Here is a 17,432-nt window from a genome sequence, read left to right as displayed (position 1 = left end):
TTGCAGGAAGCGCACATGAACGGGCTACACCTTGAAATGCTCGACATCAATGGCATCCGCATGCAGGTAGCAACGCAAGGTAGCGGCCCGTTGGTCTTGCTATGTCACGGTTTCCCGGAGCTGTGGTACTCGTGGCGCAACCAGCTTGCTGCGCTGGCGGCCGCCGGCTATAGAGCGGTCGCGCCTGATATGCGCGGCTATGGCGGCACCGATGCGCCGGCCGAACCCGACGCCTACACCACGCTCCACCTGGTAGGCGACATGGTCGAGTTGGTCAACGCACTCGGCGAACAGCAAGCCGTTATCGTCGGCCATGACTGGGGCGCACTGGTGGCCTGGAGCGCAGCATTGATGCGACCCGATCTGTTCCGCGCAGTGGTCGGCATGAGCGTTCCCTTCTCGCCTCCGGGTCGCGTGGAGCTCCTGAGCGCGCTTGCCTCGCGGGGTATCAGCGACTTCTACATCCAGTATTTCCAGACGCCAGGCGTGGCCGAGGCCGAGCTGGAAAGGGACGTCGAATCGTCGCTCCGGCGCATCTACTTCAGTGGCTCGGGTGACGGGCCCGATTGGCCGGTGTTCGGCCTGCTGCAGCCGGGCCAGGGCTTCCTGGAGAGGATGATCGAGCCCGAGACCCTACCAGCCTGGCTAAGCCATGAGGATATTGCCTACTACACCCGCGAATTCACCCGCAGCGGATTTCGCGGCGGCTTGAACTGGTACCGCAACATGACGCGCTCATGGGGACTGCTGGCACCTTGGCGCGGTTGCATTATCCGGCAGCCGTCGATGTTCATTGCCGGACAGCGCGATGACGTACTGAAGTTTCCGAACTCCCCGCGGCAGATCGAAGCCTTCGCGCAGACACTGCCGGGCCTGCGCGGGTGTCATATCCTCGAAGATGCCGGCCACTGGATACAGCGAGAACGCGCGACAGAGGTCAATGAGTTGCTACTGGGCTTCCTGAAAGAACTCTGATCGGGAGGTTACGGTATGGCACCCCTGAGAACCACGCCCGCCAAAGGACGAAACCTGACGGCGGAACTCGTCGCTCGGGTTGAGCGTTTCGAGCCCGATCCCGGACCCGAACCGGGCACGACCGAACACACCGAAGCAGAGTTCGATGCGATGGTGGAAGCACTTTTGTTTGAATACAAACCGCAAGAGCTTTGGGTCTTCGCTTATGGCTCACTGATATGGAATCCGGAGTTCGATTTTTTGGAGAGCCGTAGCGCCACCGCCTTCGGGTGGCATCGATCGTTCTGCCTCAAACTTACCCGCTGGCGCGGCACGCGCGAGTTGCCGGCCCTGATGCTGGCCCTCGACCGGGGTGGAAGCTGCAACGGGTTGGCATACCGGCTTCCGACGCAAGACCATTTCAAGCAATTGGCACAGTTAATGGTCCGGGAAATAGACGCAAACCCGCCGACCAATGTCCCGCGCTGGATTTCGGTTAAAACCGAGTCCGGGATATTGCGTGCATTAGCCTTTGTCGCCGCACGCGACGGAATGGCCTATGCAGGAAAGTTGCCCAAGGAAAAGGTCGCCCATGTATTGGCTCGCGCTGCCGGGCACTGGGGCTCGGCGGCCCAATATCTGTTCCGGACGGTGACAATGCTGGAGGAGCATGGCATTCGGGACCGTAACATGTGGCGGATACAAAGCCTGGTCGCACAGGAAATCGAAGACTCCCTGCTTGCTGTGAAATAGCCAGGCAGGGCAAGCGGCCCCGCAATGCTCGCCCTTTGGGGGTTACCTACCGACAAAAGCTCCATTTAGCTTGAGCGCCTGTAAAGGGTCGGTTGCGGCCCATTGTGACAGGCAGCAAACGGTTAGAAGCAATCAGTGGACGGAGCAACAACCAACGAGTAGCTATGCTTGGTTTGTTGACAGACTCTGGTAGCAACATCGTGAAAGGAGGCGTATGAGATGCAACTCATCACGTTGAAAATCCATAAACCGGATGTAACGAACTTCATTTTGGGGCAGACGCACTTCATCAAGTCCGTCGAGGACATCCACGAAGCGCTGGTCAATACCGTGCCAGGTATCCAGTTTGGCGTGGCCTTTTGTGAAGCCTCTGGCAAATGCCTGGTGCGATGGTCCGGCACCGACACCTCAATGATTGAACTTGCACAGAAGAATGCGAAAGCCATCGCCGCAGGCCATAGCTTCATCATTTTCCTGGGCGACGGTTTCTATCCGCTGAACGTGTTAAACACCATCAAAATGGTTCCAGAGGTGTGCCGTATTTTTTGTGCAACAGCCAATCCAACCGAAGTGATTCTCGCTGAGACGGAACAAGGACGAGCAATCCTGGGCGTAGTGGATGGCTTCTGTGCCAATGAAATTGAAGGCGATGAAGACATCCTGTGGCGCAAGAACTTGTTGCGACAGATTGGCTACAAGCAGTGAATTGCAGAGCGAGCATTTCGTGGGAAAGGGACTGGTTTGATGTCGTCTGGCTGAACATCTGCGAGGTGTCGATTGCAACTGGTCGCGGATGGCCGATGAGACGTTCCGGCTTGATGTCGAACTGCGCTTCGACCCGGTCGATCATGGTCTTGGTGCTCTCGACCTCGGCCGTGCGATGAGCCGGTGTGGGTTCCACATCCACGTGAACGAGTAAAACAGTCGCTCCTGCCCACTCGATAACTGTCCCGTCATGCTGAGTGCTTCCCTGCAGGCCAATGCAGATATTTCGCCGCCGGCCAGACAGGGGAGCTACTTCTTCAATAAAATCAGACGAAAACAGTCAGCCAAAGAACTCCATACCTGCATACGGCTGGCGCCGGCATTGCTCAAGCCGTGTCAGGATTGTCGGAGCATCATTAAGCTTAGTGTTGTGTACCAGCAACCATAGCGCTCAACGCCTCTTCACTTTCCGCATCGTCGGAATTCAGGCTTGCACGTAGACCCAGGCAGTGGCTCCAGATTTCAACACGACCCCTACCCGCCGATAATCGGCCACCTCATATTCATCGGCAGCCGCCAACTCGTTCGCGGTGATCTCGAACACAGTGCCGGCGATTTCATCCGACGGGTCACCGCTCTCTTGCACTATGGGGTGGTGGGTTTTCCCACTCGCGGCCCGCACTGCCGGATCGATGATCTCGACCCAGTTCTGTTTGTACCCCGGCAGGCTATCAGCTCGCCCTTTCAACTCGCGCCCGAAGGTGGACAGCTGGACGGCCGGATCTTGTAGGGTGCCATAGGAGAACAGCAGCACCGGTTGCTCGGTTGCGTGGGTCATTGGAGCTCCTTGGTTGAAGTCGTTCAGAACAGCAAGTCTTCATAAAACGCGCCAAATGGACGCTCGTGATGGGCAAGCTGGATCTCCAGAATCCACAGGCCGGTGTTCGGATATTGATCCAAATCCCCAAGGTCACCGCCCCGGTAAATCGCATGGGGAAAATCACTGACCCTGTGACCCTTGATGTCGAGGTTGAGCTTCCACCCCATGTCCTGTGCCTGAGCGKCGGCAAAGTCGTAAAGCGCCACCCCGGAAACCCGCTCACTGCGCCAGAAGCTTTCGACCCGATTGAACAGCTCCTTGGCCGCTGCGGCACAGGCGAGCATTTCTGGATCGGAGCCGGTGGTGAATGTCGCGCCGGCATCACCTTCATGCCCTTGCCAAACCACGCCCAAGTCGATGAAGAAAATATCTTCGGCCCCCAGCTCGGGATCGCCATCAGAGCGCTGCTTGAAGGTCTTGAGCGTGTTGGCGCCAAAGCGAACCAGCAACGGGTGCCAGATCCGATCCATGCCCAGTTCCGCAAGGATTTCTTTACCTCGCAACTGCGCCTCGGATTCGCGCATACCGGGCGTGATGATACGGGCGATCTGATCGATAGCCGTCCAGGTCATCTGCTGTGCGTGACGCATCGTTTCCAGTTCGTAACGCTCACCTACCGCTTCTTTGCTGCTCAAGACCGTACTCATCATTCATTCCCTTGGTAAGAAAGCGCAGGCCAAGCGCTATATAGTTTTGTATATTGCGATATTCAATATCAAAGATAAAGCCATGACCCAGGCTTCACCCAACCTTATGACAATCGCTAGCACCCAGACCGATGATCAATGCAGCGCGCTGGATCACTCTCTCAAGCCCACAGCGACCAGCATCCGCCAGCGCAATCAGCACATGATCCTGAAGGCGGCAAGCGAAGAGTTTTCAGTGACTGGCTTCGACGCCACACAGACTCGTGACATCGCAGCGCGTGCCGGGATTCCCAAGGCAAATCTCTATTACTATTTTCAAAGCAAAGAGAATCTATACGCCCGAGTACTGCTGAGTTTTGTTGAGCCACTGCTGAAAGCTTCAGCGGCATTAAGAGAAAGCGACGACCCGGTTGTTGGCTTGCAGGCCTACATACACGCCCGGATTCGCATCATTCAAGAAAATCCTCACAGCTCAAAAGTCTTCAGTCACGAACTGTTGTTTGGTGGAAAACATTTACCTGAGGAGTGCAAGAACTCGCTGCAAGCCGAGGCTCAGCGCAACGTCGATTGCCTGCGCAGCTGGATCGATCGTGGCCTGATCGCGCCAGCTGATCCCGAACATTTGATGCTCTTCATCTGGTCGGCAACCCGAACCTATACGAATCTCGGTTGGCAGATGTCACTCATAACGGGCACACCAAAACCGGACGACGCAGACTACAAGTGCGCGGCGGCGACCATTACGCGGATGGTGCTGAGCGGCGCGGTTCCAAAAACAGAGAAAGGAATTAAAGCCGCAGCATTTATAACTTGAATAAACACCAACATTCTGTAGTCATGCGAATAGGGATAGTTCGCTTTAAAACATCAACTCATCACTTGTCTCGCCGCCAGGTCTATTTATGCCGCTGAGCTTTCATAAAATGCACGCCAATGGCGATGATTTCGTTATCGTGGACTCGCGAAACTCACCGAATCCAATCACAAGCAATATGGCTCGGCGAATGGGAGATCGGAACCGGGGAGTCGGCTTCAATCAACTCGCGGTGGTGCTCGACTGCGATGATGCAGATGCGCGTTTGATGTTCTGGAATGCAGATGGCTCAACGCTGGACGCTTGCGGCAGCGCAACGCGGGGGGCCGCGGATATGCTGATGCGCGAATCCGATACGACTTCGGTCGCACTGCGAACCAACCGTGGCCTGCTAACTTGCGAACGAACTTCAACCGGTGCCATTTCTGTAAACATGGGAAAGCCGCTTTTGGGCTGGTCGGATATTCCTCTGGCTCTGGAAATGGATACTTCAATGTTGCCACTTGCCGGTGACCCAACGGCTTGCAGCATGGGAAATCCGCACTGCACCTATTTTGTGGATGATCTGAAAGCAGTTGAGATTGCGACAATTGGACCGTCAATTGAAACCAACCCCTTGTTTCCCCTCAAGACGAACGTGCATTTCGTCCAGATCATTGACCGAGAGCACATCCGGTTGCGTATTTGGGAGCGTGGGGGTGGTATTCCGCTGGGTTCAGGCTCCTGCTCTTGTGGCGCCGCGGTTAACGGAATTCGTCGTGGCTTGTTAGCCAATTCTGTTGAGGTTGAATGTGACGGCGGATCTGTAACGGTTCAATGGGATGGCGTGGGATCAGTCTTTCTCACCGGGCCGATAGAGACGACTTTTTCAGGAGTAATCGCGGATACTCTGATGAAAGCCTGATTTTCAGGCAGGCCGCTATCCGAAGGCCCACGAGTTTTTCAGCAACCGGAGTCACCTGCATGGACGTCATCAATCAGTTGCAACCCGAAGAGTGTGCAGGCATGGAGGATATCCGACGCGAAATCGATGCCCTTGACCAAGTCGTTATCAAGCTGTTGGGTAAGCGTTTTCACTACGTACTGGCGGCCTCGAAGTACAAGACCTCAGTGACTTCGGTGCGTGCTCCGGAGCGTTTCAAGGCCATGTTGGCGACACGACGCGAGTGGGCCGAGGCTGAGGGCCTGTGCCCGGATGCCATCGAGAAGATGTACGGTGATCTGGTGAACCACTTCATTGCCGAAGAGATGAAACACTGGGCGGCTCATCAATCCGAAACCTGACCCTGGTGCCCGGACTGCCCGCCATGGGTCGACAGAATACTTTCGCCGGCTGCACGCATGTCCAGGCAAAAGCGGTCCCTCTGTTGCGCCACCTTGGAAACAACAAAACCCAATACTGGATTGGATTTCAGGATGAGCGTGGAACGCTGATCAAATAGTCACTCAAAGGATGAACACGATGAGCCGCACCGACCATATCTGCTTGATGGCGACCTATAACGAGTGGATGAACGCAAAGATATATGAGGCTGCCAAACGCCTACCAGATGAAGAGCTTTCAGTGAATAGAAAAGCATTCTTTGGTTCTATTATCGGGACGTTTAACCACTTGGTGGCCGGGGACACTATCTGGCTAAAGCGATTCGCCGAGCACCCGGCGAACCACTCGGCGCTGGAGCCGATACGGCAGCGTCCGGCCCCCAAAAGCCTCGACCAGCCAGCACTCTCAAATATCCGAGAACTTTCAGCACATCGAGTGTGGCTCGACAGGATAATTGTCGAGTGGTCTCGCTCCATCACCGAGGCGAATCTGGATCACACCCTCAAATACACAAACATGACGGGAGTGCCCGCTGATAAGAACTTTTATGGTTTGGTCATGCATTTCTTCAACCACCAGACCCATCACCGCGGGCAAGTGACTACCTTGCTTTCACAAGCGGGTGTCGACATAGGTAACACGGATCTGGTCGTCCTCATTCCATCCGAACCTTGCATAGAGTAGAAAATCCCGGCGCTGGACCGGGTTTGTCTCAGTTGATCGCCTGACGCCTGTGCATGATGCCCTGCAGCCGGACATCACTCCCTGTTCAGCGCATCGATATCAGTTCAATGGAGAAAACGATGGCTCAGGCTCCTGCGGAAACCGTCAGGCCCGACGCTCAGAATATGATCTGTCCGGTCTGTCCGATCACGGTTAAGAGTTCGCCGGAGCAGTTGTCCGGCGTGAGTACCGTCAAGGTCAATTTCGCCGAGAAAGTGGCCATCGTCACCTATGCCCCCAATAAAGCCAATCCTGAGGCATTGACCAAGGCGACGACGAAGGCGGGTTATCCCTCCACCGTACACAAGTGAGGCAGTCATGAGCGCCATCATTCTCGAATCCGTGTTGACCTGCCCGCATTGCGGTTTCGCCAAGCAGGAGGCCATGCCCCCCGGTGACTGCTGTGTGTTCTGCTCGTTTGGCACGGTGACTGTGGTACGGGGCTTGACCTGAGTTTATTCGGTTTATCAGTCGCCTCTAACGCGCCTCTAACCGTGGTTCTAGGAGGTGTGTCATGTGGAGTCAGCCTCTGATGCTTGTGGTGATCTACCTGATTATCACCCTCAGCATCGGCTGGTTGTATACCATTGCGCTCATATATTGGCTTTGATCCAATTGGTGACGATCGGTCAGTCTGCATTTGGTACCGTTTTCGGCAGGCAGCCTTGTCCCGATTACAGTCGTTGGGGAGTGCCTGAAATGAGGTGGTTTCAGCCGGTCGTGACAGGCAGAAATCGGCCAAAAGCAGACCCTGCTTGTGTCTACAACCGAGGCTCCATCCACTGATGTGGTCGCCCCCCCTCTAAAAATGAATCGCGCTCACCCACGCACGCTCAACCGGCACATGTAAGTAGCGCGTGACACCCTGATTGGAAAGGCTCGGCAGGTGCCAGCACACCGCATGACGTAACAAATGACCTGAATGCCTTGAGCAGGTTCGGTTCACGCCGTCCCAAGACGCCCGCCTGGCCAGCCTCCTGATACGACGAATCAAGTCACGGATATTTACCTGTAGAGCAGATCCTTATACGATGAAGTCCGCTTCTACTGCCCTCCATCAGATCTGAGTAAGCTATGGTTGTTATGCATAACAAAGTGACTTAACAAAATGTGCTCTATAGCCACGCAAGATTTGCGCGAAAAAACAAGCAAAGGCTGTATACAGGTTAAAATCACTTTTACATTTAAATACAATACCATTGAGCACCCGAATGATGAACAACCCTGGTTTTTTGCCCGAAGGCTCTAAAGCCTTCAGCATAGTTATAGTAAATTATAAAACACCAGAAATTACCAAGATATGCCTGGACTTATTGCACCAGCATTTTGGCAGCAACAGCGTACCCGTATGGGTAGTTGACAACGATTCCGCCGATGAAAGCACTGAGTACTTACGTTCTCTTGACTGGATCAATTTGATCGAGCGCTCTGTTTCTGAACCAGAAGCGGGCCACATCGCGCATGGCAAAGCACTCGACCTGGTTTTGGAACGGGTTGAAACTGATTATTTATTCCTGATGCATACTGATACATTTGTTTTCGATAAAAATATTTTCCCGATGATGCTGAATAAATGCCTGAAAAACCAAAAAGTCGTGGCAGTCGGTTGTGTCGAGCAATTAAACCGCGGCACCACGAGAACTGTTTGGCGCTTTAGCTCGCGACTATTCAAGCATCACTTCAGGCGCATGAAAATCTCCATGGGATTGCGCTCCAGAGAACCAAAACCGTACAAAGAAGTCTACTTGAAAAGTTTCTGTACATTATGGAACTGCAAACTTGTCAAGCAGCACAACCTGCACTTTTCGATGGATGATCGCGTACCAGGTTATACTCTCCAGGACCGCATGACCGAGCTTGGCTACGTCGTTGAAATGTTATCGCCGCGTAAAATCTTCAGCTATCTGGATCACATTCAGGCCGGCACTGTCGCAGCGGCTGGCGGCTATGACAAGACTCATAGACGAACCAAAATGTACAACAACATTCTTAAGCGCCTGAACAAGGACGACAGAAAAAGTTAGGCTACGATTTGACGGAACGAGCAGTGCATTCAACGCTGCTTGAAGTCACCCATAAGTTTTTATATAAAGTTATTGGAGCGATAATGGCCCCCATCACTCAAGCACTACCTATCACCCTGTCCCCGGAGCTTGATTTCGACCAAAATGCCGCCAGCGCCTTCGGTGATTCATTGACCAGTCGCTATATTCAGGCTACGCCATTTCCGCACATCGTCATTGATAACTTCTTGCACGAAGACCTGATTGCGAGCATCTGCTCGCACTTCCCAATCGAGCCAACCAACAACGAAATGCTCTACGAGCGAGGCTATAAAGGTCAACTAAAACGTCAAATCAGCCCCAATGAATGCGACCCCTTTTTGAAGACTGTTTTCAACGTCTTCAACTCGGCTCCCATGTTGCAGTTTCTTGAAAAGCTCACAGGCATCGAAGGCTTGATACCCGACCCCTACTTTACCGGTGGCGGCCTGCACGAAACGAAAAGCGGTGGTTTCCTGGGGGTGCATTCGGACTTCAGGCTCAACAAAAAACTTAATGTCGAGCGCAGGCTGAATGTCATAATCTATCTGACTGAAGACTGGCGAGAGGAATACGGCGGCAACCTGGAACTTTGGGATGTCGACATGAAGACCTGCCTTAAAAAAGTCCTGCCCATTTACAATCGCTGTGTCATTTTCAACACAGACAAAGACAGCAATCATGGACACCCAGAGCCTTTAACGACTCCAGAGCACATCACCCGCAGGTCTATAGCGCTTTATTACTACACCGCAGGCACCATGGCGATCGACCCTGCACAAAGAAACAAAACCCACTACAAACCAAGGCCCAAAGATCGTTTAAGCCTGAAGTACTACATGAGCAAACTAATCAAGAAGAAAAATTAAACTGTATCGCCAGACGATCGGGCTCATGCTTTTTTGAACGTTAGCTTGCACATCAGGATATGCCCCCACGCTCAGTTACAGCGCCGATCAAATGGCCCATGGGGGCGCGGGGATAAACTTTGACTCGATCCATTGTTTGAAAGCGACAACCACGGCACCCGGAAATTTGGCCGATGGCCTGATCAGATAAACCCCACCGGCGGTATCCAGTTGCCAGTCAGGAAGGACATGCAACAGCCTCCCGGCAGCAATATCACGACTCATCAACCAGTCACCGGCGCCCAGTATTCCCGCACCAGCGCGGGCCGCTGCCAGTAATGATTCACTGTCATTGGCCGTCAGGTTTCCTTTCGGAGAAACCGTCTGCAGTTCGCTGCCGCGATGGAGTCTCCACTGAGGAAAAGACGCAAGACCGCTGAAGCGAAGGCAATTGTGATTGATCAACGCCTGTGGAGTTTCAGGCATGCCGTGCTTTTTGATGTAAGCAGGCGAGGCGCACAGAATCCGGCGATGGTCGCTCAGCTTTCTGGCTATCAATCGGTTGTCTTCCAACTCTCCAATCCGAATGGCTGCGTCAAAACCTTCATCAATGATGTCGACCAGACGCTCGCTATAGTCTGCAAGGATCGAGACATGGGGATAAGCCTTGAGAAACTCCGGCAGCATCGGGCCAAGCCAAAGCCTGCCCATGGCTGCTGGCAACGCAAGCCGCAACGTACCCCGAATTTCGCTGGCACCTTCGGCCGCTTGCTGCTGCGCTTCATTCATCAATTCGATGGCTGAGCGAAGGCGCTGCTCCAGCCTGGCACCTGTTTCAGTAATTCGAACCTGCCGGGTTGAGCGCTCCACGAGCCGAACGCCAAGGCGCTTTTCCATTGCCGCGAGCCGTTTCGAGACGACGGTTGGGTGTCGCTGCAATAGCCGGCCAGCCCCGACAAATGAACCTTGCGAGGCCACGGCCAGAAACGCAGCGATTTCGTCACTGTGCTGATTATTCAAAACATCAGGATTCATGGTTTTAGAATGATCGCCCCCGATGAACGCCCCGACTCCAGATCGGCATGCGCCAATGCTGCATCCGCCAGCGAGTAGCTAGCCCGGATCCGGGGTTTGATAATCCCTGCACCTATAGCGGCCAGGACATCCTGTGCTCGCTCCTGGTATTCGGAGGCACTCGCCGTATGGGCGGCCAATGAAGGACGTGTCAGGAACAGCGAGCCTTTGGAGTTGAGTGTCGACAGCTCTACGGCTGACGGCGCACCGGATGAAGCTCCGAACGATACCATCACACCACGTGGTCGTATGCTATCCAGGGAGGCCTGGAAAGAAACACGCCCTATCGGGTCATAGACGACGTCGACCTTTTTCCCGCTGGTGATACGTGCGACCTCCGATGCCAGGTTGTCAGCGTCAAACACCAGGACTTCATCGCAGCCCAACGCTTGAGCTTTTTCGACACTGGCCGGCTTTGAAACGACGCCAATTACAGTCGCACCCAAGTGCTTGGCCCACGGCACCATAATTTCCCCCAGCCCTCCAGCTACGCCATAGAGAAGAATGGTTGTGCCCTGCCCCACGGGATAGGTGGACTTCAAAAGGTACTGCGCAGTGATGCCCTTGAACATCACGGCTGCTGCATCATCGAACGACAATGCATCCGGAATTTTGACCAGCCGCTCTGCAGGATAAAGCCGGGCCGAAGCATAGGCACCCAAAGGGCCGGTGGCATAAGCGACGCGATCCCCAACTTGCACATTGTTGACGCCAGGACCCACAACGGCGACACGCCCGGCGCCTTCCAGCCCAAGTCCGGATGGCAACGCAACGGGCACCGCTCCCTTACGTTGGGTGACGTCGAGGAAGTTGACACCAATAGCTTCTTGCTCGAGCCAGACCTCGCCTTGCCCTGGCGTTTGTTCGCTCAGTGGCTCCAGGTTCATTACTTCAGGATTGCCGGACTGGTTAAACCGGATCGCAGATACCATGGTCATTTCCCTTTCAGTCAGAAGCTGCCTTTACATAAGTGCCTCTAGTGTGAGAACTGATCTCCTGACGAACAAGATGGGTTGGTTGCAGATCATTAGTGCACATGTTGCAGCAATAACATCTCTGATACCACGCGTTATTGCCTGGAGCGATGCAGGTACTGGCAATGATGGAAACGCCAAAGGTTATCGCTGAACGTCCGTTTCGATATTGTTCATCGGCTTCGACCGGGTACCCGCCGAACAGCGGCATCCCGATCAAGACCATGGCGTACGGCAACTCCTGCCCGCTAGTCCTCAAAACGCCCCGTGGCATCTCGATCGCGTTCGTAGCGTCGTATGAGCGGAAACGGCGGCAACCAGGCCTCGCGACGCACGGTCCAGCTCTCGTAGGTTGGCATCAGTTGGTCAGGGGCATCCAGGGATCCGAGGTTCACCTCGATTTCGTCTGCACTGCGCGAGAACACGGACGAACCGCAGTGCGGACAGAAATGCCGACCGGCGTAGTCACGTGTTTCGCCTTCGATCGTCACTGCATCCTGATGAAATATCGCGGACGCGTGAAACAGCGCCCCATGATGCTTGCGGCAGTCGAGACAGTGACAAACGCCAACCCGGAAGGGTCGCCCCGTCGCGACAAGGCGCACGTTGCCGCACAAACAACCGCCGGTGAATCGGTCCATGCTGTGTCCCCTCCAGGCATCGTTCTTTCACATCCATTCTCACTCACCTGAAGACGCCAAAACCGGGTTGCAAAGGGTTAGCGTAGGCAACCGTGATCGATGTGCAATCTTTTCCGGAAGATCGAATCCGCTTGATCAGCACCGTGGCAACGGGTGCAATCGCGCCCGCTGCCAGCCACTCACTGGCCGTGTGTTTAACAGTTTTTGAGAGTTATTGATTCGGATTATCCCGCTGCTGCAGGCAGCATTCGGCCCGCATTGACCGGCGTGCAAGCACCTGCTTTGCGTAACCGACTGGCGAGTACCAGTGCCCGAATACAAGGCGCCCAGATCAATGCCTGGAGCCAGGTCGGAACCCGAATGACAACTTTCATCACTTGAGAACCAAATACATGGGCATGTCGAATAAATGGATCGTGGGTATTGCGTTGAGCTGTGTATTTCAGGTCGGCTGTGTCTCGAAAGTGGCGCAGCAAGAGCAATACTCGGGCTTCCTGGGCAATTACCAGGGCCTGGAGGAGCAAACTACGCCGAGTGAGCAGAAGGTATTGCGCTGGGTATCGCCGGGGTTCGATCCTCGCGCCTACTCCACTGTGGTGTTCCGGCAGGTGGAGCTGTATCCAGCGCCCCGGCCGACCGCGCGCGTCAGCCTGAAAACACTGCAAGACTTGCAATTGATGACCAGCAACAGCGTCAAGAACGCCTTTGACCGCCGCTATACGATCGTCTCCTATCCGCAACTGGCGCCGACCGATTCGCGGTCGCTGATCCTGCAAGCGGCGATCACTCACGTCAGCGCCAACAACGAAGGCATGCACTGGTATGAGGCCGTTCCAATCGGGGCAATTGTCGGGGCAACACAAGCAGCCACCGGGCATCGGGATCAGACTGCCGAGATGTACATCGAAGCCAACCTGATCGACGCCAAAACCGGTATGCCGGTCGCGAAGATCGTTCGCAAGGTGTTCGGCGAGACACTCAAAAATGCCGAACAGCCGATTGTTGCCAATGACTTCAAGGTTGCACTCAAAGGCATGACAGACGATATGCAGGCCCTCCTCCTCAAGCGTTGACGCTCAGGCAAACCCCATCGCAAACGTGGAAATGCCTGCCGTCCACCGGTATTGGGTGGCATGGCAAGCAGACCGGCATGGGGTTTCAAAGTGGCGCCACGCGCGTTTTCCCTCTGACAAACCGTTAGCCGTGCCGACGCCTGACGTGAGGCTCAATGATGAAAAGACTGGCCCATACCTTAGCGGTCCTTATGATGTTCCCGGGCACCAGTGCCCTGGCGGCGACGGTGGTTCCCCTCAAAGGTCAGACTTCCCAGACCATCCAGCAGGACACCAGTGCCTGCCAATCCCAGGCCAACGCGCAACATCCGGTTCAAGGCACCGTGCCTTCCGGTGGTCGGGCCAAGGGCGCCGCAACCGCCGCGGTAGCCGGGGCGACCGCGGCAGAAGTTCGGGGTCGCCAACATGAAAACGTCTATGACCAGATCGACGACGATACCAAGCAAGACTATSGCCAGAATCGGGCACGCAGTGCCGCAACTGCCGGCGCTGTCGTGGGGGGCTCCAGGCAACGTCAGGAGCGCAGACAGAACCTGAGTGCGAGCGAACAAAGCATCACCGCCAACAACTCCGTCTACAGCAGTTGTCTGCAACAACGTGGCTACGATGTTTTTCCCTGATCGGCGACGAAGACCTGCAGCGTTAATCGACCTTCCTGGCCATGACTCAACGAACCAAACCGAATCGAACCTGAGGACTCCACCGATGCGTCTTGTGTGTGTTCCTGTTGTGATGCTCGCTTCCTGGCTCCTTGCCGGTTGCGCCTCCTCCCCAAACAACCCGACTTCAACGCTGCAAACGGACAAGTCGCCCGAACAGTATGTCGACTGCCTCCTCCCGAAGTTAAAAGACCAAGAGATGAGCCCTGTTGTGTCAGGGAGCGAACGCAGCTATCGGGTTGTCGTTTCGAGCAAAATTGCCGTAGACACTGTGCTGGAAACCCATAGGGCACAGGATGGAGGCAAGGTGTATTTGTACCAGCGCCAATTGCTGGCCTCGACTTTCAAGCCGTCGAGCTTCGAGCGTGCTGCCCAGGAATGCTTGTAGCGCCAGACAGCGACTTGCCCGCCCTTCTCCCCCTCCAGACATCGCTTGCGCCCGCCTCCCTCATCGAGTAGGAGGCGCCTACTCGATTGTTGGAACCACATCCATTTCTCTACAAAAGCTCCTTTGAAGACTGTTGTAGGAAAAGGACATTTCCTTTTGACGAAACTTCCTGATCGTTCAGATGACCCTGCCGGAGGAGTCGCGACGCTGTTAGCGTCCGCCGCATTATTTCTGAACACCATTCCCGGACGAAGGTTCCTCAAATGAATGCACCCCTGCACCCCTCATATACCAACGAAGTCTGCGCTGAATTTCTCCGCAGTCTTGACGCCCCGCACTTCAGTGAAGAACGACTTGCGCACTTTTGCGACGAAGCTCTGGCGGTGGTTCACCAGGGGCAGGCATACAAGGAAGCTCATCCCGCTCACGCCATTTACCGAATCGCAACCGAGGGCAGTCAGACCCGTGATGGCGGGGTGATCCAGCAGGGAACTGCTCCCTTGGAATTCACACTGGAGAGTGGCCACAAAGTACGTGCGGCACACAAAGGCGATTACGCCGTGTACGCCGATGGGCGTAGGGCGCAGATCGTCACTGGCGCGGGACAAGAAAATAGCCATGTGGCGCTGGTCGGCAGCCGTCTTTGCAATGGCGACGAGATCATCAACACCTTGCAAGGCGGTTTTTTGATAGTGGGGCGTGAAGGGGTGCCGATGGTCGAGGACTTTCTGCCTTCCATCAAGGAGGAAGAACATCAATGAACGAAGGACACTTCATTGGTCTGCATGACAAGACCACCTGTGGCGGCAAAGTCCTGGATGGTCATACCGGCGTCATGATGTACGGCATTGCCCATGCCCGCGAAGGTGATCGGGTCACCTGTGGCAAGGACGGCAAGACTTACAAGATCGTGGGTGGCATTTCGTACATGATCAGTCATGGCAAAGCCGTGGCGGGCACGCTGGACAGCCATAGCGGTTGTCCCTGCAAAGCCCGATTGATCCCCTCGGTGTTTACGGCCACCTATCGCAGCGCAAACTCTGCACCGCGAACGGACAGGAGCGTTGTGCAACCCGCTGCCAGTGCTGCAACCAGTCAACCGGCTGCGCCACGTCAATCTGGTTTCACCCCTTCGAGCCCGCCAGCGCCTGCGATATTCGCCCGCGCGGAACCTCAAGAACCGGGTTTCTATGTGGTGCCCAAAAGCATGACCCGCGAAGCCCTGGAGGCCACGCTGTTCACCACGCCCGATGCCGCCGTGATGCGCAAGTTTCGAGCGCTCAATCCTGAGCGAGGCGATATCAAAGCCGGTTCGCTGATCGTGCTGAGCGATCCAGACAACACCTCCTGCACTTATCAGGAAGCGCAGTTGATGCAGGCCGCGCAACAGGTCAAGTCTGCACTCGACCCCCTGACGCCAGATGAGGCCGATTTCATGTATCGCCACGCGGCGGAAATCGCCAGTTTTTCCGGCCAATCCTCGACCTGGCTCGGCGTGAGCGCGGTGGTGATGGAAAAACACCTGACCCGACTGCGCGACACCCTGCAGGCCATGGAACGCCTGCATCAGGACAGCTATCGTCAGCACGGCCACCTCAAATCGCCGCAGTTTTTCGCTGAACGCCAGCGCCTGCTCGCCCAACTGGATGCCCACCTGCTGAACTCTACTCGCCTGCGTGGCCAGACCACCCTGGGCGATCACCCCAAACTGAAAACGGCCCTCGGCATTTCCAGTCGAAGCCTGGTGCACCACTGGGACAAGGCTGGGGCGCCGGGGCAGATACCGGGGTATGCGACCCATGTGAATGCGACCAGTCGGGCGGCCAAGTACATGCAGGGCGGCGGCTATATCGGTATTGGGATTGGCGGGGTTTCTTCGTTGCTGGCTGTTCAGGAGGTTTGTGTTGGTGACTCTGGAGCGGCTTGTAAGAAGGTTAAGTTCACTGAGGGTGGCAAGTTCTTGGGCTCGACAGGCTTCGGGTATTTGGGAGGCGAATTGGCACATATTGCCAGTCCCACTATCTGTGCTGCGCTTGGCGTGACTACAGCTATAGGTGGTGTTGTTTGCGTCGCAGCCGTAGTTGGGATTGGTGCATTGGTGGGGACGGAAGTTGGTGGTTTGGGGGGTGAGCTAGCAGGAGAAATACTGTACGAGAAAAATTGGCCATGACAGCGGAGGAGTTTTGGAGATCTTGGCTAGCTTTCTGGCTTTTGGCTGTCCCAATTCTGCTGTGTTACGTGAATTTTTTTTACAGCCTGTACCTGAGCCGCCGTCACCTGGATCGCTTTCTGCATGCCTTGAACGGTAGTCGTCAAATCGTGATTAGCGCCGCAGGACTGGCGCGAAGCGGATGGTTAAATCGGCTTTTGTTAGTCGCAAAGATCACGTTCATGGTGATGTGGCCTGGTCCAGGACTTCGTGCAGGAGATCTTGATCCCGATGATATCCGCAACTTTCCTGTGGGCCTGAAACGCTTGCTAAAGGTTAAGGCCATCCTGACGTGTGTCATTTTGATTTGGGGAGCGCTTGCGTTCGCGCTGGTGAAATTCAAGTAATTATGTGCATCGATTCCAGATTGAAGACGGCCCTCGGCATTTCCAGTCGTAGCCTGGTGCACCACTGGGACAAAGCCGGTGCGCCGGGGCAGATACCGGGTTATGCCACCCATGTGAATGCKACCAGTCGGGCTGCCAAATACATGCAGGACGGCTATATCGGTATTGGAATTGGCGCATGGATGGGTACGACTGGCGTAGGTGAAGGCGGTGAGAAAGTTGGTGAGATTTTGTACGAAAACACACGGCCATGATGGGTAATAACAGTCAGTTAAGCGCTAATGCGATCTGTAGCAGCTGCCGAGCCCGCGAGGCTGCGTTCGGCTGCATGGCAGCCGTGAGTCCAGCTGACGCGGCCTGCCTGACGTAGCGCAATG

Annotated in this window: 22 protein-coding genes and 2 pseudogenes; 19 read left to right on the top strand and 5 right to left on the bottom strand. The window is 55.2% G+C overall.

From position 1 onward, the window contains the following. Positions 1-15: 15 nt before the first annotated feature. From AB4Z35_RS25925 to AB4Z35_RS25915, 3 genes are all read left to right on the top strand, one after another. Positions 16-975 (top strand): alpha/beta fold hydrolase, encoded by a 960-nt coding sequence (locus AB4Z35_RS25925; protein ID WP_442100192.1) that lies wholly within the window; start codon positions 16-18, stop codon positions 973-975. 15 nt (positions 976-990) lie between these two features. Then, a complete protein-coding gene (locus tag AB4Z35_RS25920) occupies positions 991-1,707 on the top strand; it encodes a gamma-glutamylcyclotransferase (protein WP_442100191.1) in 717 nt (238 codons plus the stop codon). 219 nt (positions 1,708-1,926) lie between these two features. Then, on the top strand, positions 1,927-2,412 hold the full coding sequence (locus tag AB4Z35_RS25915) for an adenosine-specific kinase (protein ID WP_442100190.1): 486 nt from the start codon (positions 1,927-1,929) through the stop codon (positions 2,410-2,412). Positions 2,413-2,896: 484 nt separating this feature from the next. On the opposite strand, the gene AB4Z35_RS25910 is transcribed toward AB4Z35_RS25915, so the two are convergent. Continuing rightward, positions 2,897-3,250: a gamma-glutamylcyclotransferase family protein gene (locus AB4Z35_RS25910; protein ID WP_007993743.1), complete on the bottom strand. Its 354-nt coding sequence runs from the start codon at positions 3,248-3,250 to the stop codon at positions 2,897-2,899. Positions 3,251-3,273: 23 nt separating this feature from the next. Continuing rightward, positions 3,274-3,939: a M24 family metallopeptidase gene (locus AB4Z35_RS25905; protein WP_442100189.1), complete on the bottom strand. Its 666-nt coding sequence runs from the start codon at positions 3,937-3,939 to the stop codon at positions 3,274-3,276. An 82-nt stretch (positions 3,940-4,021) separates the two neighbouring features. Here AB4Z35_RS25905 and AB4Z35_RS25900 point away from each other — a divergent pair, with 82 nt between their 5' ends. The 8 genes from AB4Z35_RS25900 (at position 4,022) to AB4Z35_RS25865 (ending at position 9,711) form a co-directional block, all read left to right on the top strand. Beyond that, positions 4,022-4,753, top strand: a complete 732-nt coding sequence (locus tag AB4Z35_RS25900; protein ID WP_442100187.1) for a TetR/AcrR family transcriptional regulator — start codon at positions 4,022-4,024, stop codon at positions 4,751-4,753. An 88-nt stretch (positions 4,754-4,841) separates the two neighbouring features. Further along, on the top strand, positions 4,842-5,657 hold the full coding sequence (gene dapF / locus AB4Z35_RS25895; protein WP_442100185.1) for a diaminopimelate epimerase: 816 nt from the start codon (positions 4,842-4,844) through the stop codon (positions 5,655-5,657). A 59-nt stretch (positions 5,658-5,716) separates the two neighbouring features. Further along, positions 5,717-6,037, top strand: a complete 321-nt coding sequence (locus tag AB4Z35_RS25890; protein WP_442100183.1) for an isochorismate lyase — start codon at positions 5,717-5,719, stop codon at positions 6,035-6,037. 178 nt (positions 6,038-6,215) lie between these two features. After that, positions 6,216-6,761 carry a DinB family protein gene (locus tag AB4Z35_RS25885; RefSeq protein WP_442100181.1) on the top strand — a complete coding sequence of 182 codons (546 nt, stop codon included), beginning with the start codon at positions 6,216-6,218 and terminating at the stop codon, positions 6,759-6,761. Between the two features lie 119 nt (positions 6,762-6,880). After that, complete coding sequence (locus AB4Z35_RS25880) at positions 6,881-7,111, top strand: cation transporter (protein ID WP_442100179.1); 231 nt, start codon at positions 6,881-6,883, stop codon at positions 7,109-7,111. A 7-nt stretch (positions 7,112-7,118) separates the two neighbouring features. Beyond that, on the top strand, positions 7,119-7,253 hold the full coding sequence (locus AB4Z35_RS25875; protein WP_007997923.1) for a hypothetical protein: 135 nt from the start codon (positions 7,119-7,121) through the stop codon (positions 7,251-7,253). A 761-nt stretch (positions 7,254-8,014) separates the two neighbouring features. Beyond that, positions 8,015-8,824: a glycosyltransferase gene (locus AB4Z35_RS25870; RefSeq protein WP_442100210.1), complete on the top strand. Its 810-nt coding sequence runs from the start codon at positions 8,015-8,017 to the stop codon at positions 8,822-8,824. 83 nt (positions 8,825-8,907) lie between these two features. Beyond that, complete coding sequence (locus tag AB4Z35_RS25865) at positions 8,908-9,711, top strand: 2OG-Fe(II) oxygenase (RefSeq protein WP_442100177.1); 804 nt, start codon at positions 8,908-8,910, stop codon at positions 9,709-9,711. 87 nt (positions 9,712-9,798) lie between these two features. On the opposite strand, the gene AB4Z35_RS25860 is transcribed toward AB4Z35_RS25865, so the two are convergent. The 3 genes from AB4Z35_RS25860 to AB4Z35_RS25850 form a co-directional block, all read right to left on the bottom strand. Beyond that, the gene (locus AB4Z35_RS25860; RefSeq protein ID WP_108232214.1) at positions 9,799-10,725 is read right to left on the bottom strand and encodes a LysR family transcriptional regulator; all 927 of its coding nucleotides are present in this window, start codon (positions 10,723-10,725) and stop codon (positions 9,799-9,801) included. Then, positions 10,722-11,696 carry a quinone oxidoreductase family protein gene (locus AB4Z35_RS25855; RefSeq protein ID WP_442100209.1) on the bottom strand — a complete coding sequence of 325 codons (975 nt, stop codon included), beginning with the start codon at positions 11,694-11,696 and terminating at the stop codon, positions 10,722-10,724. The genes AB4Z35_RS25860 and AB4Z35_RS25855 overlap by 4 nt, the downstream gene beginning before the upstream one ends. Positions 11,697-11,986: 290 nt before the next feature. Further along, positions 11,987-12,379, bottom strand: a complete 393-nt coding sequence (locus AB4Z35_RS25850; protein WP_442100175.1) for a GFA family protein — start codon at positions 12,377-12,379, stop codon at positions 11,987-11,989. A gap of 392 nt (positions 12,380-12,771) precedes the next feature. Between AB4Z35_RS25850 and AB4Z35_RS25845 the strand changes: the two genes are divergently transcribed. The 8 genes and pseudogenes from AB4Z35_RS25845 to AB4Z35_RS25810 form a co-directional block, all read left to right on the top strand. Then, a complete protein-coding gene (locus AB4Z35_RS25845) occupies positions 12,772-13,452 on the top strand; it encodes a DUF3313 domain-containing protein (protein WP_442100173.1) in 681 nt (226 codons plus the stop codon). Positions 13,453-13,610: 158 nt separating this feature from the next. Further along, the gene (locus AB4Z35_RS25840) at positions 13,611-14,072 is read left to right on the top strand and encodes a hypothetical protein (RefSeq protein WP_442100207.1); all 462 of its coding nucleotides are present in this window, start codon (positions 13,611-13,613) and stop codon (positions 14,070-14,072) included. An 85-nt stretch (positions 14,073-14,157) separates the two neighbouring features. Beyond that, positions 14,158-14,499 (top strand): hypothetical protein, encoded by a 342-nt coding sequence (locus AB4Z35_RS25835; RefSeq protein WP_007997940.1) that lies wholly within the window; start codon positions 14,158-14,160, stop codon positions 14,497-14,499. A 263-nt stretch (positions 14,500-14,762) separates the two neighbouring features. Next, positions 14,763-15,260 carry a hypothetical protein gene (locus AB4Z35_RS25830; RefSeq protein ID WP_442100172.1) on the top strand — a complete coding sequence of 166 codons (498 nt, stop codon included), beginning with the start codon at positions 14,763-14,765 and terminating at the stop codon, positions 15,258-15,260. Next, positions 15,257-15,409: pseudogene (locus AB4Z35_RS25825) on the top strand (PAAR domain-containing protein); the annotation flags it as partial. The gene AB4Z35_RS25830 and the pseudogene AB4Z35_RS25825, both read left to right, overlap by 4 nt. Before the next feature lie 297 nt (positions 15,410-15,706). Then, a complete protein-coding gene (locus AB4Z35_RS25820) occupies positions 15,707-16,669 on the top strand; it encodes a hypothetical protein (RefSeq protein ID WP_442100206.1) in 963 nt (320 codons plus the stop codon). Then, positions 16,666-17,055, top strand: coding sequence for a hypothetical protein (locus tag AB4Z35_RS25815; RefSeq protein WP_442100205.1), 390 nt, complete (start codon positions 16,666-16,668; stop codon positions 17,053-17,055). The genes AB4Z35_RS25820 and AB4Z35_RS25815 overlap by 4 nt, the downstream gene beginning before the upstream one ends. Before the next feature lie 17 nt (positions 17,056-17,072). Next, positions 17,073-17,309: pseudogene (locus AB4Z35_RS25810) on the top strand (hypothetical protein); the annotation flags it as partial. Positions 17,310-17,432 lie beyond the last annotated feature (123 nt).

Source organism: Pseudomonas sp. KB_15 (assembly GCF_052114525.1).
Lineage (GTDB): Bacteria > Pseudomonadota > Gammaproteobacteria > Pseudomonadales > Pseudomonadaceae > Aquipseudomonas.
Note: the sequence above shows the minus strand (reverse complement) of the source record. Positions and strands in the feature narration are given on the sequence as shown.